Genomic DNA, 20,782 nt, shown 5'->3' on the forward strand with positions numbered 1-20,782 from the left:
CCCGCTCAGAGTCGGTATCCGACCCACTGAAGGAGGGACGATGCTTCTCCCCCACGCACAGACGCTCGCGCAAGCGAGGTCCTACGTAGCGGCCCTCTCCGACCGAGCGCTCACGCTCGAGGCATCCTCCGCGTACGAGCGTGCGCTGCTCGAACTCGACCGGGTGCACGGCGACGAATGTCCCGCACTCGACACCGAAGACCTCACCGACGACCGAGACATCCTGCTTGCCGTCGCGAGCAACGCCATCGAAGAGCTCGAGAGCTACGGCATCGACCCTCTGTCGGTCGAGCTGATCCTCGCCATGCTCGTCGACGCGCACGACCTGGACATCGGCTGATGTACGGCGAGAACGGCGCCCAGATGCGCACGGAACTGGCGGCACTGCTTCGCCAGCACCGGATCATGCGCCGACTCGCTAAGGACTCATCCGCTGAGCGTGCCGCGGGCGGCCAAGAGATCCTGCGATTCCGGCAGACCGTTCTCGTCTGGTGCGCGCAGGCCATAGGGGTAGCGCGACCTCTCACATTCCCGAACGTGCCGCAGAAGCCAGCAGACCCGTTCCGTGCGGCGACCGACCATGGCGCCGCGGTGGCTGAGCTGGCTCGGGGCCTGGAGACGGCTCGCGATCAGGCGACGACACGGCCTGCGTCGAGCCAGGAGTTCACAACCCCCAGCGCGAACACCGTCGTCGAGCACTGGCGACTCGCAGCTCGCGCTGCAGCGCTCGCCGAGCACGACACGGCGCCCGACCAGGCGATCCACCTGACCGCAGCGCAGGCGCGAACGATCGCAGGCGACGTCGCGGCGATTAGCCAGGCTCTCGTCGTACTCGATCGCCGGTATCGCAACACCCCCGGATGGGAGCCCATTGCCGGGTGCGATCGACTCGGCTGGGCGGCACTCGCCACGGCCTTGGACATCAGCCTCGGGCAGCCCGACTACAGCGTCGACCAGACAGGCTGGCGCCCACGGACCAAGCCCATCGAAGGTCCAGCAAAGCCGGGAGTGCTCGGCGTCCTCCAAGCCGAGCACAACCTCCTAGTGAGGCTGGCGTCCTTCCCCGACGCCATGAACCTGCGCCTGGTCGCCGACTCGCAGCGACTGCTGAGCACCGGCCTGGTGCCGTTCGCCAAGCGGATCGACCCCGACCTCGCTGGGCAATGGGGTGCCCGTGCCGAGACCTACTCGCGCATCCAGCGCGAGCTCCGCAACATCGGAGGGCGGCTCGGCAACGGCCAGGCCGCCGCAGCCGAGGCCGCGAACGCCGTCAGCCGACTGAAGACGCTGCGACCGGAGACAGTGATCGAGCCGAGGATGCTCGGCGGCTTCCAGACGCTGTTCCGCCGGGTCGACTCGCGCATCACGGATATCCTCGAATCCGGAGTCGAGCGAGGCGCGTTCGTCAAGCGCGTGACCGTCCCACGACTGGTCAGCGGCGACGGACGATTGGTCCACCCGGTCCGCGAACGGTTCGTACCCGTTGCCCGAGCAGCGGATCTCGAGGTCATCACAATCGCACGCGAACACCTGCGGCCCTCGGAAGAGCCCACCGTCTCCTCGGCGGGCACGAGCCGGGCAGACCTCCACTCGGCCCTGATCCACCGCGCGGGCGACGGCAGGACATCCGACGTTCCTCAGCTCTAAGCGGATACGAGCCGGCAGCCTCCCGTGGTAGGTCGAGTCCGACCACCATCGCCGCCGCGCTACGGCCGCTGTTGACGCAGCGAGTTGTGATCAGGCGGATGGCATCGGGCGCAGTTGGCGCCCTCGGGAGTGCCTTCGACGGAACATGATCGGCACTCCGTACACACGTACCTGCCAGCGACGGTGCGCGCCCAGCATGGAGACGCCAGCGCATCTTGGCCGTAGACACGCTCGACCCAACCTGGTCCGGTCACCTCGGGATTCGGCAGGCCATGCTCGGGTTCGATGATTGGGACCCGGTCACCGCACGACCCACAGCGCTCGTGACCCCACCGGGCTTCGCACGATCGACAGGTGACCGCCAAGACATCACTGTCGCGTCCGACCTGAGAGGGATCTGCCTGGGCGTGACACAAGGGGCATACGAGCAGCGGCGTCAGCGACGTAGCAGCTGCCAAGATCGCACCGCCGAGCGAGGCGATCTGTGTCGCCATGTCGCGCTCGCGACCTGGGGCCTTGGCTCGATCCGCTAGGTGGCGACAAAGTACGTCGAGCGCACTCTGTTCGCGCATAGTCAACGGTCGGCGCACAGCCAATGCGTCGACTCCGGTGCGATGAAAGAGCGGGCTAAGTCCCCGTTGACCGAGGTCAGCGTTCATGACGTGCTCGATAAGACGGCGTGGAACGCGCTCCCCCGCGATACGCACCTCAGCCGGATAGGCCAAGATTGCCGGCGACATGAGCGCGATGGCAACAGCCCTAGCCACGCGTTCGAGGCTGGTTGTTTCGAGGGGAGAAACCGGGACGCCCCAGAGCGGAGCCTTGGCCGCCTTGGCGTCCTGGCCCGCCGAAAGCATTTCCATCGCCAGATCCTGTGGGAGCGTCCGGACCGCGCCGGACGCGGCGAGGTAAAGCACAACCGACCTCGCCTCGGTCGCGTCGACCAGCGTCTTCCATCGGCAGGCCACTGTCGGGTGGTCGTCGTTAGGTCCGATTACGTCGAGCAGCGGAACGAACCGAGTCGCCGCGCCGCGGCTCTTCAGCACCACGACTCCGTCGGAACTCCGCTCGATGAACGCATCTCCCCACGAGCCCCGGACTCGGGTCGGGGCGCCTGGCACCGGTAACTCGTCCTCGACGGGCGTGTAGCCGAGGTCGTCGAGTGCGCGGATGACCAACCCCAAGGCGTAGTGGTCGAATGTCCGGTGGCGGCCCAGGAACCTCGTGCGTTGCTCGTCGGGCGGCTCAGCAGCCTCTGGTTCTCGCTCATAAGCGGACCACACCAGTCCTGCGGCGCGGTAGTGCCGATCGTTGGCAATCACGTTGGTGTTCCGGAGACTCCGCTGTCCTGTTCGACGTCCTCGGAGGGCAACACCTAGAGAGCTTCCGCGCAGAGCTTGGATCCAGGCGGCGAGTGCCTCGAGCACCCTGAGCGTTTCCGCTGCCGCGACCGAGGACTCGGCGGCGCGCACCGCATCGGCACCCCAGAAGCTGTACAGCCGGCGGCGGCGAAAGTGGGTGCCCTCGTCCCGAGCACGCTCGAGATCGGCAAGATCCGAACTGAGTCGACGAAGGCGTCTGATGCGATCGCCAAGGGCCGAGCCGAGGATCGGGTGCACCAACTCGGTAACCATGCGGTTTTCGTAGAGGTCGGCGTCTTCCTCCCGCGTGACTGCCAGCGCCCGTCGCGGCACCGGTCCAGAAAGCGATCGCGCGGCCCAGTCCTCGGTGTGTGCCGATAGCCGCTCCAATGCGCGCCGCGCGGGCCGCTTCACTCGTGAAACTGGCAGCAGCTCAGCCCGCTCCCCAAGCCGAGTCACGAAGCGTTCGCAAACTCGGGAGATTGACGCGATGTTCTCCGCTAGAACGCGTTCACGGTGTTGCAGGCTGAGGGAATCGTCCTCGTGGCCGGCCAGCAGAGGAACGTCGGTAAGGGCAATCCAGGATCCTGATCCGACGGCAAGCTCCAGAGCCGACTCCAGCGAGCCAATCGCGTCGAGGTCCTCTGACTGGGCAGCGTCTCGGCCTTGAGCGCCAGCGACCGCGTCGAGCAGGTGGTCGCCGTTCAGGGCCCACCGGCCGGTCCAGTCCTGCGCGGGCCGCCCGGATCTTCCGCTGAGGCGGTCGTGTGGCACGTTCACACTCCGTAGCCACCACGAAGACGGTCGGCCTCTGCTCGAATACGCGAGGTGGTCTTCACCGGCGCTTCCCTGTCTAGCTTCCACAGGGAGTCGATGCTGTCGGCGAGTCGCTCAAGGTCGTCCGGACGCACACCGAAGCGATCCTCAAGCTTGCGGACCACCTTGGTCGAGACCAGATGGTCCACCGCTTCAGTCATGCTGCCACCAGCGTCGAGGACAACCGGGACGAACCGCTCGATCTGGCGCTCGAGCCGGTTTCCCCATCCGACTCCAAAATGGGTGAACTCCTGCTGGATGCTCGCGTTGAGAAACTGTCTCACCTTGTCGACGTCGCCGACGTAGTCGCGCGCAGCGGTTTCAAACGCCGAGTCCAGCTTGACGAACGAAATCGGGTCGTCCGTACCAAGCTTAGGCGCAGCGAACGGGACGTGCCGTGACGGCAGTTCCTGGACATGCGCTCGGTCGTATGTCTTGTCAGCAAACGCAACAGTCGTTTCGTCGTGGTTGGCGGTTCCTACGAACCAGACGTTGCGAGGGAGCGGAAGCCGTGCTCCTTCAAACCGCTCCGGAAGGTTCGGCAACTCGCTGGTCAGGAGGTCGATGTAGCCCTGGTGATCGACCGCATTCTCCAAGACCGACAACATTGTGCCGAAGTACTGCTCGGGGTGGGCGAGGTTCATCTCGTCGAGAACGATGACCATTGGTCGGTCCGCGTTCGCCGGGAGCAGTGCGCGGTAGAGCGCCTTTGTGAACTCGCTCTCTGCGAAGCGCTTCTCGAAAGCGTTGTAGAAGCCAAACAGGTCGTCCTTGTCTCGCCAGCCGGCCTGCACCTCGATGATCTGGGCGGAACCTTCACCGCTGAGTGCTTTGAAGAACTCGCGCGGCAGGCTCGTCTTTCCGGTTCCCGAGATGCCTTGTAGGAGGTGGAGCCGGCTCGAGGCGAGGCCGGCCAGGAAGAGCCGGACGTCCGAATCGGAGTAGTAGAACGCGGTTGCCGAGTCGGTGGCCATTCGGTTTCGAACCTCGTCGACGAGCTCTGCGAGCGTGTCAAGCGGGCGGGTATCGATGGGCGTGGTCAAGGCAGCGTCGCGGTCGTAAGCGGAACAGGCAGGGAACGGCTCCTTGGAGCCTTCCTTCGCTTGAAGCTCCTCCCAATCCGTCCTCTGTTGTTCAAGAGCCTGCCTGAGGGTCTCGCGCTGGGCTTGCAGACCTTCGCGTTCGTCACGAAGGACCTCAAGCTCGCCCACGCTTACGAGCTGATAGCGGAGCTGGCGCTCGACCTGATCGTGCTGCTGGCGCCAATGGGCAGCTTGCTCCTGTGCCTCCGTCAGTTCATGGGTCCTCTCACGAAGTTCAGCAACCTCGTCGGCCGGAGGTCGTCGTGATAGCTCGTCCCGCAACTGCGTCACCTGCCGAACCAACTCGTCGTTCCGCCGCTTTGCCGACTCCGGGTCTTCGCCGTACCGCGCGAGTTCCGCACGTAGCTGACTGAGTTCCTGCTCGCGGCCGTCCCTCCGCCGACGTTCCATCTCGAGGAGCGCGCGAGTCTCGGTCAACTGCTCGCGTACATCGGCTACCTGCGCCTCGACGCGACGCTCGAGCTGGCCTTCAAGCATTGACGACTTCGTCTGTGCGAAGTTCAGATCTCCCTCGACCTTGACTTCCCGTTCGCGCAGGGCCGACTCGTCGCGGCGAAGCCTTGACCACGCCTCAGCGAGGCGAGTGCGTTCGGCGTCGAGTTCCTCCTGCGCCGACGCCACGATGGCCTCGGCACGGATTCGAGCGTCCTCCGCAATGCGAGTCGCCTCTTCGATGAGGTCGTCTCGACGTCGAGCAGCCTGTGCGGTCAGCGCGCGCAATTCGTCGCCAAAGCCTGCCTTCGCCGCCGACCGTTGGCCCTCAAGTTCCAGTTCAGCCCGAGCAATCTCTGCCTCACGGGTCGCCAACTCATCAAGACGATCGGTCAACGCCGATCTATCGACCTTGAGAGTGGCTCGCTCCTCCTCGAGAACCTTGGCCTCACGCTCAGTCTTCTCGCGGGCCCTCGTCCATCTGACCTCAAGCTCTTTGACCCTGATCCACAGGTTGCGAAGCTGGGTCGCATTGCCTACCTCGGAGTCGGCGATCTCCAGGGCGATGGGGTCCGTCTCAGCGTCATCCGGAACCTTCGCTGCCGCGAGCCCAGCCTCTACATCGGCGATCTTCTTCTCCTGGTCCTGGGCTGCGCCGCGATCCCTACCCTGCTTGTTCGACATACGTCCCCTCCGATTCGGCCGCGAGGCGCTCGCACATCTCTACGGTTCCTTGAACAAGTTTGCTCAGCGTGGGCGCGAGCTCGGGCCGCGCACTCATAGCAACGAAGTGTGAGACGACGCGAACAAAGTCGACCAGCAACACGGGTGTCGCCACACTCTCGGCAAGAAGCAGGCGAGCCGTCTTGTTAGCCACACTCCCGCGTGGCGAACGCACGACCATCTTGGCCAGATCCCGGCTGAGCCCTGCCGCCTCGCAACGCCCAACGGCCGTCGCCACATCTACCTCGACGTCGGGCTGGAGGCCATAGCGGTACTGGTACTGATCGACGAAGCGGCTCAGGCATAATTCAATGCGTGCGAGAACGGCGTCTAGATCGGCCGTGGCAACTCCGGCCAGACCATGGGCCGTGAGGTCTCCGAGCTCGGCGATCGCTTGCCGGAGCGGGAGCTCTGCATCGTGCCGTGCCGCGGACTTTGGCACAGACGAAAGCCATCTAGTTACCGCACTGCGCTCTCGGCTCAACTTGGCGAGCATGTGAGTCAGCGTCAAGTGCGGCGCCCCTCGCGTTGTCTCGATGGCGCCACCGACAATGGGACTCGCGACTAGACAAGGTTCACCGGAACTCACGACAGCGGTCCGTCGGTTGTGGCCGGCGGATGCGCGACTGAAGCGCGCTAACTCGATGCTGGTGGGCTCCGGGGCCGCCGACCCTGCCGTGTCCATCAGCAGGCACTCGACCGTAATCGGCCGGCCCGCCGTGCCCCTATCGAACCGCGCTTGGTACGGCGAGACATAGCGAAGCGCCAGTGGGGGCGCCTCCTCAGCCGGGTCCGGCCACAGCTCGCCAGTGGCGATGTCTCGGTAGATCCAAGCAACACTGGCTGCCCCCGTTTCGAGTCGACCGTCGTTCGTCACCCTGGCCCTCGCGACGGCGGCCTGGACGAGCAGGTTTCGAACCAGGTCCTCGGGAAGTTGGAGGAGATCGGCGATGCGGGTTGGGGACGTTTCTCCGGCGGCGCGGATCCGAAGGACTGCGTCAAGGATGACGTCGTGCTCGATCTCCTTGACCACTTCGACAACGACGCGCCAGCGGACCGCGGGGGTGAGCACGACATGTCGTGCACGCTTCGGAAGCTCGGCAAGCGTGTACGCGTGTAGGTCACGCCGTGCGGCGGAAGCCATAGTCACTCCCTGTCAGGTCGTACAGGGCCGCGAGTGCTGGGACAGCCTCTCGACCTTCCTCAGATGTCATCTGGACTGCATCACCGACCGCGACAAGCAGGCGCCGTTGCCTACTCATTGCAACGCAGAGCCGGTTGGGCAGGACCAAGAAGCCGAACCGCCGACCGCGGCGTTCAGTCGGCTGGCTGGAGCGAGTCGTGGATAGGTAGACGACATCGAACTCGCGCCCCTGAAACGCATCCACCGAACCAATTCGGAGGCGAGGTAGACCCCGGTCGGTGTGAAGCCAAGGCACAGACGGGTTGAGTTCGAAGGTCCTGCCCCTCCTCAGAGCAAGTCCAGCCTCGGTCATGGCCTCCCAGATGGCGGTGACCTGACCCGAGTAGAAAGTAATGACGCCGAAAGTCAGCTCGTCCGAGCCCTGCAGCCCGGCGGTCAGCTCCGTGACGATGGCGTCGGCCTCCGAGCGTCGAGCGATGCTGGTGGCCATCGCGCTTTCACCGCCGCGCGAGAAGGGAACGTCGATCCACCCGCATGCCGATTGACCGTAGCGCTCCAGTCCGTGCGCGAACGCCGACGCGTCAGGGTTGCCATTGCTGAGCCGCTCGCCGAACGGCTCATAGAATTGTTCGCTGAGGAAGTTGCCCAGGACCGGATGAGTCCTGAACTGCCTGTCCAGGGTGATGACCCGACGCGTGCCATCTACCCGCTCTGACTCGCGAAGCTTGAGAAACAGCCTCTCGAACATGGACCGGTTGAGAACAGCGGAGACGGTCTCTTGGTCGTGCCTCGTGGACAGCGTCGGCACCAAGCTGTCGTCTAGCAGCTGCGGAAGCTGTCGATGGTCACCGACGAGGACGACGCGCTCGCGGGCCATGCTGAGTGGGACCATCAGGTCCAGTGGGTTCGCACGTGCTGCCTCGTCGACGATAACGGTGTCGAACGGGACTGTCTGCGCCTCCCGCATGGCACCGGAGACGGACTGCTGGCACGTCGCCGCGAGGGCGCGGGTGTGCTTCTGAAGCGACTTGCGCAGAGCGTCCGGCTGGTGCTCCACTGCGTCACGGAACTGCTCGACGGCCAAGTCGATCGAACTGGTCGTTAGCGCAACCTCCTTGTCGGCAGACAGGAGTGCGCGATGGAGCAATGCCTCGACCTCAGGCATCGTCGCCACGACGCTGGTACGAGCCCTCGCGTTCAGAAGTCGATCCAAGAGGCTCCGTTTGACCTCACCGAGATTCCGTGGAGCCTCATCGGGGTCCCGTCCCAGGGCAGCAGACTCGAGCAAGCGTCGCTCGCGGTCATCTAGAAGATCGAACACTGCCTGAGTTTCATAGGCGCTGCGTGCCGTTTGCGGCCCGTCGTCGGCAAAGGCCTCGGGCGTCGTTCGCAGGCGCCGAGCGTGCCCCGCTACCAGTGCATGAGATCGCGGCACCGATCCGGCGCCGAGGGCGTGAGCGAGTCGTTTTGCCAGAGTTCGGGACTCGTGCGCGACGTCGCTACCGACCAGATGGAGCTGATCCGCGACCCAAGCCAGTAGATCGACAGTGCTACCGACATCGAAAGGCTGCTGGCGGTACGCAGTCGCGCGATCGACGAGCGCCCTGCGCGCTCTCACCGCTCGATTGGGTGGAACAAGCTCGTAACGGCTGGCAAGCCGGGACTGCAAGTCCGTGCTCCACGCGACAAGGTAGGCGTCATCCTCGGTCCCATCGGCGCGACCGAGCTTGACCGGGGGAAGGTTGCCATCGTCGGCAGCGAGCACCAAGTTGGACACGGCGTCGTGCTGATAGCTGGTGAGCAACACGCGCTTGTTGAGCGCCGGCGCATCCTTGTTGAGCTCTGCCAGTCGTGCCTGGATCGCTGCGATAACCCGGGTCTTCCCCGTGCCCGGGGGACCTTGAATCAGCACGACGTCGCGCGAGTTGATGGCGAGATCAATGGCTTCAACCTGGGCGGTCGTCGGCTGTCCTCCGAGGATCGCTCGCACCCGGCCCGAAAGTGGATCATGACGCCGCACTCGCCCGACGGCTTCTGGGAGCTGGTCTGCGAGGATCAACCCGAGCTGACGCGCAGGGGCAGTCTCGCCGCGTGCGATCTGCTGCTGGGCGTTCTCTCGGCGACTTATGCGGATCTTGTCGAGGGTGTAGGCGCCCGACAACGACCCGCGGTCAGGCAACTGGCCACGTTCGTAAGGCCGATCCGGCCGAAGCTGAACCGTGCCGCGCCCCGTGATCGCCCCGTCCCCGATCACCGAGGTCCGTGAGCCGTCGTCCTCGAAGGAGACACCGCTCCCTGCCTCAAGCCCGACCGTTTCGCGACCGATCCGAGTCCGCAGTGCATCAGACCGGGGATGCTGGACCAGCTCAAACTCCAAAGTGCCGTCCGCGAGGACCTGGAAGCGGTCGTAGTCAGCCGATCCGATGTCGCTCGCGGCCCGGCGGGCGGCCTCGCGCTCCAGCGCGTTGTATTCCTCCCAGATCGCGAGGTACGCGTTGTCCGCCTCGGCGAGCCTTCGCATCTCCTGCTTGTCTGCGGCGCTGAGTCGCCCCATGCGAGTCGCGTCGGCCAGAGTGACCTGGCCGCGAGCCAGGACCAGGCGATGGTCCATCCGCCGCGGCCGGCGACTAATCCGAGAGACGATCAAGCGGTCGTCGGTCATCCGCAGGTCGGCGACGATACCGCTGCCGACGACACGGAACGCGCTGTCGTTCAGTTCTCCGCCACCGACCGCCAGCACCACCAGCGATTCGTTGCCATTGACGACCAGCTGCCGACTCAGCCAGTCGATGACGGCGTCCGGGCCGTCAGTCCGCCTCCGAAACCGATTCACGTCATCGACCGTGGCGTCGTCGACACCGAACACCCGACCATCAGGCCACCGCTCGACCCCATCGAAGGTCATCACCCGAACCACGACCTCTAGCTCAGCGTCGTCCCGCGACTGTCCTGCGGAGACGACCTCAGCGACGTAAGCGCCGCCGACGGCCATCTCGAGCCAGTCGTAATCGATGAAGGCGGGAGGTTCGAACACGGAGACGGCAGAGTCAGCATGGACTGTGACACCGGCTGGGGAAAGGCTCAGCCGAGCGGACTTTCCTTCGCCGACCCCAACATCACCGACCGGCCGGAGCCGAAAGGTCCGCTCCGACACGTGTGCCATCTGGTTGAGCTTCATGCTGGACGCACCGACCGCACCGCGAGGAATCGTGAAGGACGACCGGGAACCTCTAGGCGGACGCGATACACCTTGTCGACGGCCGGCTTCGGGAGCTGAGCTACTGGCACGGACTTACCAACGCGGTCAAAAGCCTGCGCCTCGTCGTGGGGGTGGATCTCGAATCCATCCCTGACCGGGCGCACAGTCACCACTGGGTCGGGTTGGTCGAAACGACCCCAGAGGTGGCGAGCTGTCACCTGGGTATCGGAATCTCGGCTTGCAACGAAGGAGTCGCGAGCGGACAGCGGTTGTTCCTTTGCCGCGGAATAGACAGTGATTAAGGTTCGCGCCTCGTTCGGGGCGCCGCAGCTCGGACACATCGCCTCGAGCCTGAAGTACGTCCACCCACACCCGACCGCACAGCCGACCACGTTGTCCAACGCGCTGTAGAGCACCTCACGCCAGCGTGCAGACCCAGGACGCTTCGCAGGATCAAGCCGACCCTCGATGAAGGTCCGCTGCGCGAGTGTCCGCATGCGTCCGCTCATGACCAGGGGGAAGAGCAGGTTCGCGAATGTCCGTTTCGGCAGGCTATTGGTCGCGTCTCCCGGATCAGCTACGTACGGCAGCGCTCCCTGATCGATCAGCCCGGGCTGACGGTTGCGCCAGTCCCCCCAAACGGTCTGCCCGTCGAGTGCATCAGCAGCAGCTCCTTCGAGCGGGTGGCGGAGCACCAGCATCCTGAAGACGTGGACGGCCAGGGTGTAGGTGTCAGCAAGTGTCGAGGCCGGGGCTGACCGTGTGATCCGCTCGGGTGCGAAGTAGCCCGGGAACCCCCAGAGTTGGGTCTCGGGCTTGGCGCGAGACGTCAGGTTGTCCGTGTCGATCAACCATGTCTCGGTTCGAGTCAGGTCGTCAGACACCATGACGTTGCCTGGGTTGAGGTCGACGTATGCGAGTCCACGTTCGTGCAGAGCGGCGAGTGTGCTTGCCAAGTTTGCCGCGATGCCGAGCCTGCGACGGAGACCGCCGGTCTGGCTGTACCAAGCGGCGTTCGCCTCCCGCGGGCCGAACTCGCGCGGAAGGTATGGCTCCCGGATCGGGGCCATGTCGCTCGCCAGGCGCATGAGATACCCCGTGCCGCCTTCCTGAATCAGCGTGAGCGGGGCGGCCACGGCGACGTCGTCCAGCGGAAGTCGTCGTACCGCAGCGATCTGGTCAAGGTCCCTTGGGCGTTCCAGAAGCTTGATTGCGTACTCAGGATGGCCCGATACCCGGTAGACCGCGCCCTGTGCCCCCTTGGCAATCTGTGGGCCTAGGACGAACTCGACGCCCGCGTCGTCAGTTACGCGGCGCTCAGAAGGCATCGTCACTCTGTAGCCGGACGATCGACTCCTCCGAGTCGAGCTCAGCAGATACGTCAGGATCGAAGACCGACAGCGTCGCCTGCGTGATGGTGGTCGTGACGAAGCGAAGGAACTTCCGGATCTCCCCCGCCTCACTTGCTTCATGCACCTCGCCACCGCTGAACCGTGCGAGCAGCTCGCGGTCGGCGTCCGCCCCGATCGCCAGCGAAAAGCGGGTGGCCTTCTGTCCACGCTCACTGTTGATCAGCAGCTCGAGCTCGGGCTCCCAACTTGGATCAGTCGGGATCCCGTCTGAAACAAGGGCGAGCGTCGGCAAGAAGGAACGCGACGGGAAAGCCTCTCTGTCCTCGATTAGCTCCCGGGCGGACCGCAATGCGTCGCCCATCGGAGTTCGACCGTTCGCCTTGAGCGACGAGTACTCGATGTCGGCGACGGGCAGGTTGCTCGAGACGAGCGTTGCTGAATCTCCACCGAACGTGATGATGCTCAGTGTGATGAAGCGGTGCCCGGCATCGACCTCGGTGAGTTCCTCGATCATCTCGGTCACGCTGTCGTTGAGGACATCGATCTTGTCGTCTTCCCGCATGCTTCCGCTGGTATCGAGAAGTAGCACGACCGGCAGAGTCCGAGCGGCCACGGGGTCATGAGCGTCGAGCAGCGACATGTATCTACGCCTCAGTTCTGATCGTTGAGCTGCCAGGGGGCAGTGGTGAGATCTGGCGCGTATCTACCGTGCGCGCGCTTCCGCCCCGAGGGGCGGATCTGCATAGCGTTGCGGGCAAGGCTGATCCGATCCGTCGGCTGAAGGGCCTGCAGCACGCCAGCTTGGAGTTGGGATTCGTCGTCGCTTGATCGGATCAGCAAGGTGCCATTCCGCGAACCGAGTTCCTCGACCGTGAGCCGCCCCGCCTTGTTCGAGATCTGGAGGTGGTCGCGACTGACCAAGGCGGACTGGGAGTCGCTGAGGATCGACCGAACGTCGTATCGGTCGTGACCACGTCCGCGCCCGATCGTGAGTGTCGTCCCCTCGGCGATGGGGATCCGATCAACCTCGCCGTCACCCAACAAGACAACAACTTCACGCGTGTTCTCTCGCGCGCCCACTCGCTGAGCAGGAGTGCGGCACTCAGGGCACAGAACCACCCCGTCCTGATACGCCGGATCATCCTCGATGACCGGAGCGGACCCCCATATACAAGATGAATCGGAGCACGCCCACTCGTCCCGAAGCGCCTGGCGCGCTTCGGGAGTTGTGATGCCCTTCGGCTTGAGATCAGCCTCCTCCATGCGCCACGAGACCTCGTAGTCCGGGACGGGTGTGTAGTCGAGCCTCTCGAAGATGACGCCGCCCTGCTCGAATACGGGCTTGACCATGCGGCTCGTGCCCTGGAGCCAGGGATGACGAGTGCGGAAGTCGCGGTACAGATCGGTGGTCAGGACTATCGCATCCGGATACTGCTCTGCGAGCTCGAGAACATCGGGATCAGCGAAGGAGACGAAGCGGGCCATCCCCCGGCGCTTCCAATCGGTGAGCCGTTGCTGGCCGTAGCCGTCCAGCCGGTGCCAAGTCCGCTTGTCGACAACCCCGAAGAAGACCGCCTTAGCGTTCTCTTGCCGCCACGCCTTGACGGCAGCTTCGACCCGCTGCCACTCGGGCCGCTTATCCCTCACGCCCGGGATGTCATTGGGGTAGGCGATCGCGGACAGGTCGATGATGACGGTCGGGTCGGCCACGAAGTCGTCCTTGGATGGGGTTCGTCTGGGGTCAGGCGCACCGTAGGACCGAGCTCCGACAGAAACGGGCCCCGGGCCGGCGGCCAGCTGAAGGTTGAGACTAGTCGGACGGCAGCCCCGCGTCAGGAGAACTACGCACGCGGCGCTCGCGGGGCTCGCGTCCTCGGCGCGCCGGCCCACCCACCGGGTTCCGGCACAACCGCCGATGCGACTATCGATGCGACTGTCCGCACCAGAACAGGATGTTCCTCAATGGGCGTGGACGACGTTCCAGTAGGCCTAGAGGTCGTCTGACCTGCGCTAACGTGTAGGTCAACGCACCTGGAAGTACCCCAGAGCACCTCGCGTCCCGTCCATGTCCCACAGGACCGCGGCAGGCTTCACGCCTGAATCGTGTCATGACGGCCCCGCGATTCCACTAGCGTCCCTGCCGTGGCGCAGGCGGACGACGACAGCTTCGGTGCCGTGCTGCGCGGATTCCGCACGGCACGCAGCCTGACCCAGGAGGAGCTCGCCGAACGGGCCGGTCTCTCCGTCAAGGCGGTCAGCGCTCTGGAGCGGGGCGAGCGGAAGCGGCCGTACCCGCACACCGTGCGGGCGCTGGCCGATGCGCTGGGCCTCGACGACGCGCAGCGGGCGGGACTCGGCGCCGCCGTGCCCACCCCCGGGTCCACCACACCGGTCACCACGACGACGCACCGGTCCGTGACGGCGCCGGCCACGGCACTGATCGGACGGGACGGCGACATCCGGCGGATCGCGGACCTCGTGGGCACCAGCCGGCTGGTCACGGTCACCGGGCCGGGCGGCGTCGGGAAGACCCGGGTCGGCGTCGCGGTGCTGGACCGGCTGGCTCCGGCACACGACGTCGCCGTGGCGGTGGACCTGGCGCCGGTACGGGACCCGGCGGAGGTCCTCGTCCAGCTCGCCGCTGCCGTCGACCTGCCCGAGCGCGGTGCGGGCGACGTGACCGACCGGCTCGTCGCCGCGCTCGCCGGCCGGCGGGCGCTGGTCCTGCTCGACAACTTCGAGCACCTGCTCGGCGCCGCCGTGGGCCTGGCGGACCTGCTGGCCCGCTGCCCCGGGCTCACGGTGCTGGTGACCAGCCGGGCCGCGCTGCGAGTGCGGTCCGAGCGCGAGGTCGGGCTGGAGCCGCTGCCGCTGCCCCACACCGACGAGTACGACGACGTACGGGCCGCTGCGGCCGTCGAGCTGTTCCTCGACCGGGCCGCGGCCGCGGGCGCCGAGCTCCGACTCGACGCGGCCAACGCACCCGAGATCGCGGCCCTGTGCCGCCACCTCGACGGGCTGCCGCTGGCGCTCGAGCTCGCGGCGGCGGGCGCCCGGCTGCTCCCGCCCGCCGCCCTGCTCGAGCGACTCACGAGCCACGGCGCGCCGCCGGGGCCGCGCGACCTCGCCGAGCGTCAGCGCACCATGACGGCCGCCCTCGACTGGAGCCTCGACCTCCTCAGCCGTGCCGATGCCGCCGTGCTCGAGCAGCTCGCGACCTTCTCCGGCGGCTTCACCCTCGAGGCCGCGGCTGCAGTCACCGGCGTCGACGACGTCCTCGCGCCGCTCACCGCGCTCATCGACCACTCGCTGGTCACCCGGGCCGCGTCGGTCGACGACCGACCGCGGTTCCGGCTCCTCGAGCCCGTTCGGCAGTACGCCGGCCAGCGGCTCGTCGCCGCCGGCACCGGCACTGACGCGGCCGACCGGCACGCCCGGTTCTACCGCGCGTGGGCCCTCGCCGCCGGTCCGCGACTGCGCGGTCCGGCGCTGGGCGAGGAGCTCGACCGGCTGGACGCGGACCACGCCAACCTGCGCTCGGCGTTCCTCCGGCTGCTCGAGCTGGACCGCGCGGACGACGCTGCCGAGCTGCCGGCCACGCTGTGGCTCCATCTCGCCCTGCGCGGGCACGCCCGGGAGGGACTCGCCTGGCTGGACCGGGCCGAGCCGGCGACGGACGTCGTGCGCGCCCACGCGCTGGTCGGCCGGATGGGGCTCCTGTTCGCCACGGGCGACATCGCCCGGATGCGCGAGGTGGCCACGGCCGTCGTACCCCTCGCCCGACGGGTCGACGACGCCGGGCTGGCCGTCGAGGCGGCCACGCTGGCCGGGCACGCCGCGGTGTTCGTCGGCGAGGTGGCCGAGGCCCAGGACCTGCTCGACGAGGCATGGACAGGCACCTCGGGGCTCGGGTTGCCGTGGGTCGAGGCGCACACACTGGTCGCCCAGGGTCAGCTCGCGCTGGTCCGCGGCGACCTCGACCAGGCCGAGCGCGTGCTCGGCCGGGCGCTCGGGATCGCGCGCGGCGTCGGCAACGACTTCACCCTCGCGACCTGCCTGACGCGCAGTGCGACGGTGACGGCGCTGCGGGGCGACACGGCCGGCACCGCCGAGCTGCTCGGCGAGTCGATCACGCGCTCGCTCGACGCCCGGATGAGCTGGCCGCTGAGCTACGCGCTGCCGGCGCTCGCCGGGGTGGCCGTACGACTCGACGAGCCCGACGCGGCGGCCTTCCTGCTGGCCGCGTCGGCCTCGCTCGCGGTCGCGGACGCGGTCGACCCGCGCTTCCCCGTGTCGCGCGAGCTGGCGGCCCAGGACCTCGCCGTGACCCGGGAGCTGCTCGGCGACGAGGCCTTCCAGACGGCCTGGAACGCGGGCCGGACCGCGGCGGCTCCGGCGATCGCGGACCTCGTCGCCGGCCTCACGCAGCGCGCACGCGGGTGATGTAGCGCCGGTACTGGCGCGCGCCGACGGTCCGCAGGAACCAGCGCACCGGCGTCGGGAGCTGCGCCATCATCTTCGCGCGCTCGTCGTCGTCGGCGTCCTCGAGGATGGCACCGAACATCAGCGGCAGCTGCCGGGCGGACATCTCGTCCCGCCCGTGCTCCCCCAGGCTCTGCCACTCCTCGACGGTGATGTGCCGCGCGACCAGCGGCAGGATCTCGCGCTCCTCCAGGTCGAGGTGCTCGAACAGTGCGGCCGCCAGGTCCTCGACGAGCCGGGCGAGCTGCTCGCCGGCGACCGCAGCCGCGTCCCGGCCCCAGGCAGCCGCGAGCGAGCGGACCTCCTCGGTGCGACCGTCGACGACCTCGTGCTGACGCTGCATCGTCTCGACGAGTGCGGTCGACGGAGCGGCGCGGACCTGCAGCAGCGGCCACAGCACGGCGTCCTCGCCGGTGTGGTGCATGTGCAGCCCGTCGAGGATCAGGGTCAGGTGCTCGCCGACCAATGCGGCGCGAGTCGTGTCGCCGGCCGCGACCGTCCGGACCAGCTGCGGCAACGCGGTGAGCTCACGGCGGAAGACACGGTGGATGACGACCATCTCGTGGACGTCGGGACGGGACGGGGCGGTGGTGGTGGCGACCTTCATGACGGACCTCCGGGTAGCGGTGATGAGTACGCATCCAGCCTGTTCGCCAGGCCCCGCGCCGCCCAGCCACGCGACTCCCACGGTGCCCCCACACTCGCCCGCTGTGCCTGTCGGCCGGCGGTGCCGCGCACCAGCATCGGTGCCGTACGGCGACCGCCCGGGTCGCCCGCAGCAAGGAGCCGACCATGGCGCCCACCACCACCCCTACGGCACCCGTCCCCTGGGTGCTCGCAGCAGCGTTCACCCTCTCCGCCGTCCACACCTGCTACGCCGCAGCAACCGGGCTCGAGGACCCCGGGTTCACCGTGACGACACCGCTCGCCTGGGTGTTCTACGCCGTCGGGTTCGGCTCGGTGTGGCTCGGCCGTCGGCCCGGGCGGGGTGCACAGATCGGCCTGCTCGCCTACCTCGCGGCCCTGCTCGCGGTGAGCGTCTTCTACTACCCGACCACGTTCACCGAGGAGAAGCAGACGGTCTTCGGCTGGTTCGAGAACGACGTGTACGTGGGCCTGCTGATGACCGCCGCCTTCCTCACGGTCGCGCGGCTCCGGTCGTCTCGGCAGCCGCGGCGGCCAGGCGTCGTACGGCCTCGGTCATCAGCGCCGGCTCGAAGGTGAACGGCAGTCGCAGGTGGTCGTCCCAGGCTCCGGTGGGGTCGGTCTCACGGCCCGGTGTGACCTCGACGCCGTTGCGCAGGGCGACCTGGGCGAACCGGGAGGCGTCGTAGGCGGGCAGCCGGATCCACAGCGCCGTGCCGCCGGCGGGAACCTGCCAGGTCCAGTCGGGCAGGTGAGTGCGGAGCAGCGCGGTCGCGTGCGCCAGACGCTCGAGGGCGACGGCGGTCCGGTCCACACCCATTGTGGGCAGCTCGGGGAGCAGCCGGGCCGCGACGGCCTGGTCGAGGAGCGGCGTGCCCATGTCGGCGTTCGCCTTGAGCTGGCCGAGCTGCTCGATCTCACAGGCGCCCGCCCGGATCCACCCGATGCGCAGCCCCGCCCACAGCGCCTTCGAGAGGGATCCGAGGGTGAACACCCGAGCGCCGGGAGGCACGGAGGCCGCGAGCGGCGCCGGCAGCGGACCGACGTGGGTGAGGTTGGTCGAGTAGGCGAGGTCCTCGACAAGGGGTACGCCGGCCGCGGCGGCGACCCGGGCCACGTCGCGGCGTCGTACGGCCGACATCAGGGTGCCGGTCGGGTTGTGGAAGGTCGGCATCACGAACAGGGCCGAGACCTGCTCGGCCGCGAGCACCTCACCGAGCCGGTCCGCCCGAAGCCCGTCGCCGTCCATCGGTACGCCGACCATCCGGGCACCGAGCGCGCTGAACGCGTCGAAGCAGCCCGGCCAGCTCGGTGACTCCACGGCGACCGTGGCACCCCGCTCCACGAGCAGCTGCGAGACGAGGGCCAGCGCCTGGTGGGTACCTGTCGTCACCAGGACCTCGTCCGGCCTCGTGGGGAGGCCGGACGAGGTGTGGTGGTCGGCGATGGCCGCGCGCAGCGACGGGAGTCCGCGCGGTGCGTAGCCGGCCTCGTCGAGCAGCGTCGGGAGGTCCTCCTCGACCACGTCCGCGAGCGCGGACGCGATCCGCGGGTCGCCGGGCTCGAGGGCGTACCTCATCGAGATCAGCCCCTCGCGTGCACCGTCGAGCCGGCGAACGGCGGCCGCGGACAGCCCGCGCTGCAGCCGTCGGGTCACCGCGGCAGGCTCGCGGTCGACGGGAGCGGCGATCCGGGTGCCGCTCCCCTGCCGGCTCACGACGAGGCCGCGACCGCGCAGCTCGTCGTACGCCGCCACCACGGTCGCGCGACTGACGTGCAGCGTGCGGGCGAGGTCCCGCTCGGAGGGCAGGCGGTCGCCCGGGACGAGGAGGCCGGCGCCGGCGGCCGAGGCGAGCGCCGTGGCGAGCCGGCGGTAGAGCGCGCCGGGACCCGACAGGTCGTCGCCGACAAGCCGTGCGAGCTCGTCGGGGTCGCGAAAACGATCCACTTGCGCCTCCATTGGCCCGGGTCCGGCCGGGCGGTCGGCGCCCACGCTAGGCGAAACGCCCAGCCGTCCGAACGGAGCACCCGTGAGCACCGCCCTCGAACCCGCCCAGCTGCTGGCCTTCGCCGCCGCGTCCGTCGTCCTGGTCGGCATGCCCGGCCCGAACATCGTCTACATCACCACACGCAGCCTCGCTCACGGGACCCGCGCCGGCGTCGTGTCGGTGCTGGGCGTCGAGACCGGGACGGCCGTGTACGCCGCCGCCACGGCGCTCGGCCTGTCCGCACTGATCGCCGCGAGCCCGACCGCGTTCATGGTCATCCGCTACCTCGGTGCGGCGTACCTCGTGCACCTCGCGGTCCGCGAGCTGACTCGGCGCCGCAGCGGCGGCGACGGTCAGGACCAGGCCGGCCCGGCGCACTTGGGCCGGGTCTACCGCGACGGCCTGTTGATGAACCTGCTCAACCCGAAGGTCGCGCTGTTCTTCCTCGCCTTCCTGCCCCAGTTCCTGACCCGCGGCGCGGAGGGCGCCGCAGCCCGGGCCGAGGTCCTCGCCCTCGGGCTGGTGACCGTGCTGGTGGCCCTGGCCGTCGACCTGACGTACGCCGTCGTCGCGGGCGCACTCGGCCGGAGGCTCCGGCGCAGGCAGCGCCGGGCGCCCCGGCACCCCGCACTGCGACGGCTGCCCGTCGCGGGCGTCTACCTCGCGATCGCGGCGGCCGCGGTCACCAACGGGGCGAGCACATGAGCCGGTCAGGCCGGCGGCGGCCCCAGGATCTCCTGGCCGCCTGCGATACCGGCAGCCACCAGCGCCTCGACGGTGACCTCCCAGCCGTCGGGCCGCGGCCCGGTGACCGGGCGTCCGGCACCACGGAAGAAGCTCTCCATCCCGCTGGGGGTGCAGATGGTCAGCAGGTCCGCCGTCTCGGAGGTGAAGCGGTAGGCGTGCGGGACGTCGCGGGGCAGGAACACCGCGCCGCCCTCGCCGACCTCGTGCCGCTCGTCGCCGACCCAGAAGATGCCGTGGCCCGAGAGGAGGACGAACATCTCGTCCTCCTTGCGGTGCACGTGGAGCGGCGACGCCGAGCCGGCGGCGAGGGTGCTGCGCACGATGGTGACCTGGTTGCCGGTGTGCGAGCCGTCGAGGAGGACCTGCAGCTCGGCGCCACCGATCCACTCGATCCGCTCGTGCTCGGCAGCTTGGGCGATGTAGGCGAGGCTCATCGGGATCTCCCGTCCGTCGGGCGACGCCCAGTTGAGCTACCGCACGTCTAACGAATAGGTGCACGGTAGGATCCGGGTGTGGCCGAGGTCAAGAGGCGTTACCACTCCCCCCTGCGCAACGGGCAGGCCGAGGCGTCACGGGCCGCAGTGCTGGCGGCAGCCCGCGCGCTCTTCGTCGAGCAGGGGTACGGCGGCACGACCATCGACAAGGTCGCCGCCCGGGCCGGCGTCAGCAAGCCGACGGTGTTCACCTCAGTCGGCAACAAGGCCACCCTGCTCAAGGTGGTCCGGGACGTGGCGATGGCCGGCGACGACGGCCCGCGGAGCGTGACCGATCGCGAGGACGTCGCGAGCATCGCCCTCGCGGGCGCGCTCGACCGCGCGATCGTGCTCACGGCGCGCCACATCCTGGCGGTGAACGCACGCTACGACGACGTCCACGAGGTGATCCGCAGCGCGGCCGGGGCCGACCCGGCGGTCGCGGAGCTCTGGGAGACCAACGAGAAGGAGCGGCACGTCGGTGCCGGACACCTGCTCGCCCGGCTGCACGCGACGCCGACCGTCCCCCTGCGTGAGGCGCAGGACCGGTTGTGGCTGCTCATGGCGACCGACCACTACCACCGCCTGGTCGTGGTCCGGGGGTGGTCGCGATCGGCGTACGAGAGGTGGGTCACCGACGGGATCCGGGCGCTGTTCGCTTCGTGACGCC

The 20,782-nt window shown here is 68.1% G+C and carries 16 protein-coding genes; 6 read left to right on the forward strand and 10 right to left on the reverse strand.

Translation table 11 applies throughout. The features are described 5' to 3' along the window. The first annotated feature begins 40 nt into the window (after positions 1 to 40). Together ACZYRU_RS14965 and ACZYRU_RS14970 are read left to right on the forward strand one after the other, a co-directional pair. Positions 41 to 340 (forward strand): hypothetical protein, encoded by a 300-nt coding sequence (locus ACZYRU_RS14965; protein ID WP_488957885.1) that lies wholly within the window; start codon positions 41 to 43, stop codon positions 338 to 340. Beyond that, positions 340 to 1,647, forward strand: coding sequence for a hypothetical protein (locus ACZYRU_RS14970; protein WP_488957886.1), 1,308 nt, complete (start codon positions 340 to 342; stop codon positions 1,645 to 1,647). Before ACZYRU_RS14965 ends, ACZYRU_RS14970 begins: the two co-directional genes overlap by 1 nt. Before the next feature lie 59 nt (positions 1,648 to 1,706). On the opposite strand, the gene ACZYRU_RS14975 is transcribed toward ACZYRU_RS14970, so the two are convergent. The 7 genes from ACZYRU_RS14975 to ACZYRU_RS15005 are packed head-to-tail and all read right to left on the reverse strand — an operon-like array spanning position 1,707 to position 13,487. Beyond that, a complete protein-coding gene (locus tag ACZYRU_RS14975) occupies positions 1,707 to 3,782 on the reverse strand; it encodes a hypothetical protein (protein WP_488957887.1) in 2,076 nt (691 codons plus the stop codon). Between the two features lie 2 nt (positions 3,783 to 3,784). Next, positions 3,785 to 6,043: an AAA family ATPase gene (locus ACZYRU_RS14980; RefSeq protein ID WP_488957888.1), complete on the reverse strand. Its 2,259-nt coding sequence runs from the start codon at positions 6,041 to 6,043 to the stop codon at positions 3,785 to 3,787. Then, complete coding sequence (locus tag ACZYRU_RS14985) at positions 6,024 to 7,226, reverse strand: hypothetical protein (RefSeq protein WP_488958089.1); 1,203 nt, start codon at positions 7,224 to 7,226, stop codon at positions 6,024 to 6,026. Before ACZYRU_RS14985 ends, ACZYRU_RS14980 begins: the two co-directional genes overlap by 20 nt. Beyond that, positions 7,204 to 10,404: a DEAD/DEAH box helicase gene (locus ACZYRU_RS14990; protein ID WP_488957889.1), complete on the reverse strand. Its 3,201-nt coding sequence runs from the start codon at positions 10,402 to 10,404 to the stop codon at positions 7,204 to 7,206. Before ACZYRU_RS14990 ends, ACZYRU_RS14985 begins: the two co-directional genes overlap by 23 nt. Further along, a complete protein-coding gene (locus tag ACZYRU_RS14995) occupies positions 10,401 to 11,753 on the reverse strand; it encodes a protein kinase domain-containing protein (RefSeq protein ID WP_488957890.1) in 1,353 nt (450 codons plus the stop codon). The genes ACZYRU_RS14990 and ACZYRU_RS14995 overlap by 4 nt, the downstream gene beginning before the upstream one ends. Next, on the reverse strand, positions 11,743 to 12,417 hold the full coding sequence (locus tag ACZYRU_RS15000; protein ID WP_488957891.1) for a vWA domain-containing protein: 675 nt from the start codon (positions 12,415 to 12,417) through the stop codon (positions 11,743 to 11,745). Before ACZYRU_RS15000 ends, ACZYRU_RS14995 begins: the two co-directional genes overlap by 11 nt. 11 nt (positions 12,418 to 12,428) lie before the next feature. Beyond that, complete coding sequence (locus ACZYRU_RS15005) at positions 12,429 to 13,487, reverse strand: FHA domain-containing protein (RefSeq protein WP_488957892.1); 1,059 nt, start codon at positions 13,485 to 13,487, stop codon at positions 12,429 to 12,431. A 432-nt stretch (positions 13,488 to 13,919) separates the two neighbouring features. On the opposite strand from ACZYRU_RS15005, the gene ACZYRU_RS15010 reads away from it, so the two are divergent. Further along, positions 13,920 to 16,220 carry an ATP-binding protein gene (locus ACZYRU_RS15010; RefSeq protein WP_488957893.1) on the forward strand — a complete coding sequence of 767 codons (2,301 nt, stop codon included), beginning with the start codon at positions 13,920 to 13,922 and terminating at the stop codon, positions 16,218 to 16,220. Here ACZYRU_RS15010 and ACZYRU_RS15015 read toward each other — a convergent pair. Next, on the reverse strand, positions 16,198 to 16,866 hold the full coding sequence (locus tag ACZYRU_RS15015) for a hemerythrin domain-containing protein (RefSeq protein ID WP_488957894.1): 669 nt from the start codon (positions 16,864 to 16,866) through the stop codon (positions 16,198 to 16,200). The two genes, ACZYRU_RS15010 and ACZYRU_RS15015, sit on opposite strands and share 23 nt — an antisense overlap. 185 nt (positions 16,867 to 17,051) lie before the next feature. On the opposite strand from ACZYRU_RS15015, the gene ACZYRU_RS15020 reads away from it, so the two are divergent. Further along, complete coding sequence (locus ACZYRU_RS15020) at positions 17,052 to 17,483, forward strand: hypothetical protein (RefSeq protein ID WP_488957895.1); 432 nt, start codon at positions 17,052 to 17,054, stop codon at positions 17,481 to 17,483. Here the strand turns inward: ACZYRU_RS15020 and ACZYRU_RS15025 are convergent. Continuing rightward, complete coding sequence (locus ACZYRU_RS15025; RefSeq protein ID WP_488957896.1) at positions 17,398 to 18,852, reverse strand: aminotransferase-like domain-containing protein; 1,455 nt, start codon at positions 18,850 to 18,852, stop codon at positions 17,398 to 17,400. The genes ACZYRU_RS15020 and ACZYRU_RS15025 overlap by 86 nt on opposite strands. An 82-nt stretch (positions 18,853 to 18,934) precedes the next feature. On the opposite strand from ACZYRU_RS15025, the gene ACZYRU_RS15030 reads away from it, so the two are divergent. Next, entirely contained in the window at positions 18,935 to 19,597 is a 663-nt protein-coding gene (locus ACZYRU_RS15030; RefSeq protein ID WP_488957897.1) for a LysE family translocator, read from the forward strand. Positions 19,598 to 19,602: 5 nt separating this feature from the next. On the opposite strand, the gene ACZYRU_RS15035 is transcribed toward ACZYRU_RS15030, so the two are convergent. Next, positions 19,603 to 20,073 carry a cupin domain-containing protein gene (locus tag ACZYRU_RS15035; RefSeq protein WP_488957898.1) on the reverse strand — a complete coding sequence of 157 codons (471 nt, stop codon included), beginning with the start codon at positions 20,071 to 20,073 and terminating at the stop codon, positions 19,603 to 19,605. 78 nt (positions 20,074 to 20,151) lie between these two features. On the opposite strand from ACZYRU_RS15035, the gene ACZYRU_RS15040 reads away from it, so the two are divergent. Next, complete coding sequence (locus ACZYRU_RS15040) at positions 20,152 to 20,778, forward strand: TetR/AcrR family transcriptional regulator (protein WP_488957899.1); 627 nt, start codon at positions 20,152 to 20,154, stop codon at positions 20,776 to 20,778. The last annotated feature ends 4 nt before the right edge of the window (positions 20,779 to 20,782 follow it).

The sequence above is a fragment of the Nocardioides sp. F233 genome (genome assembly GCF_057813895.1).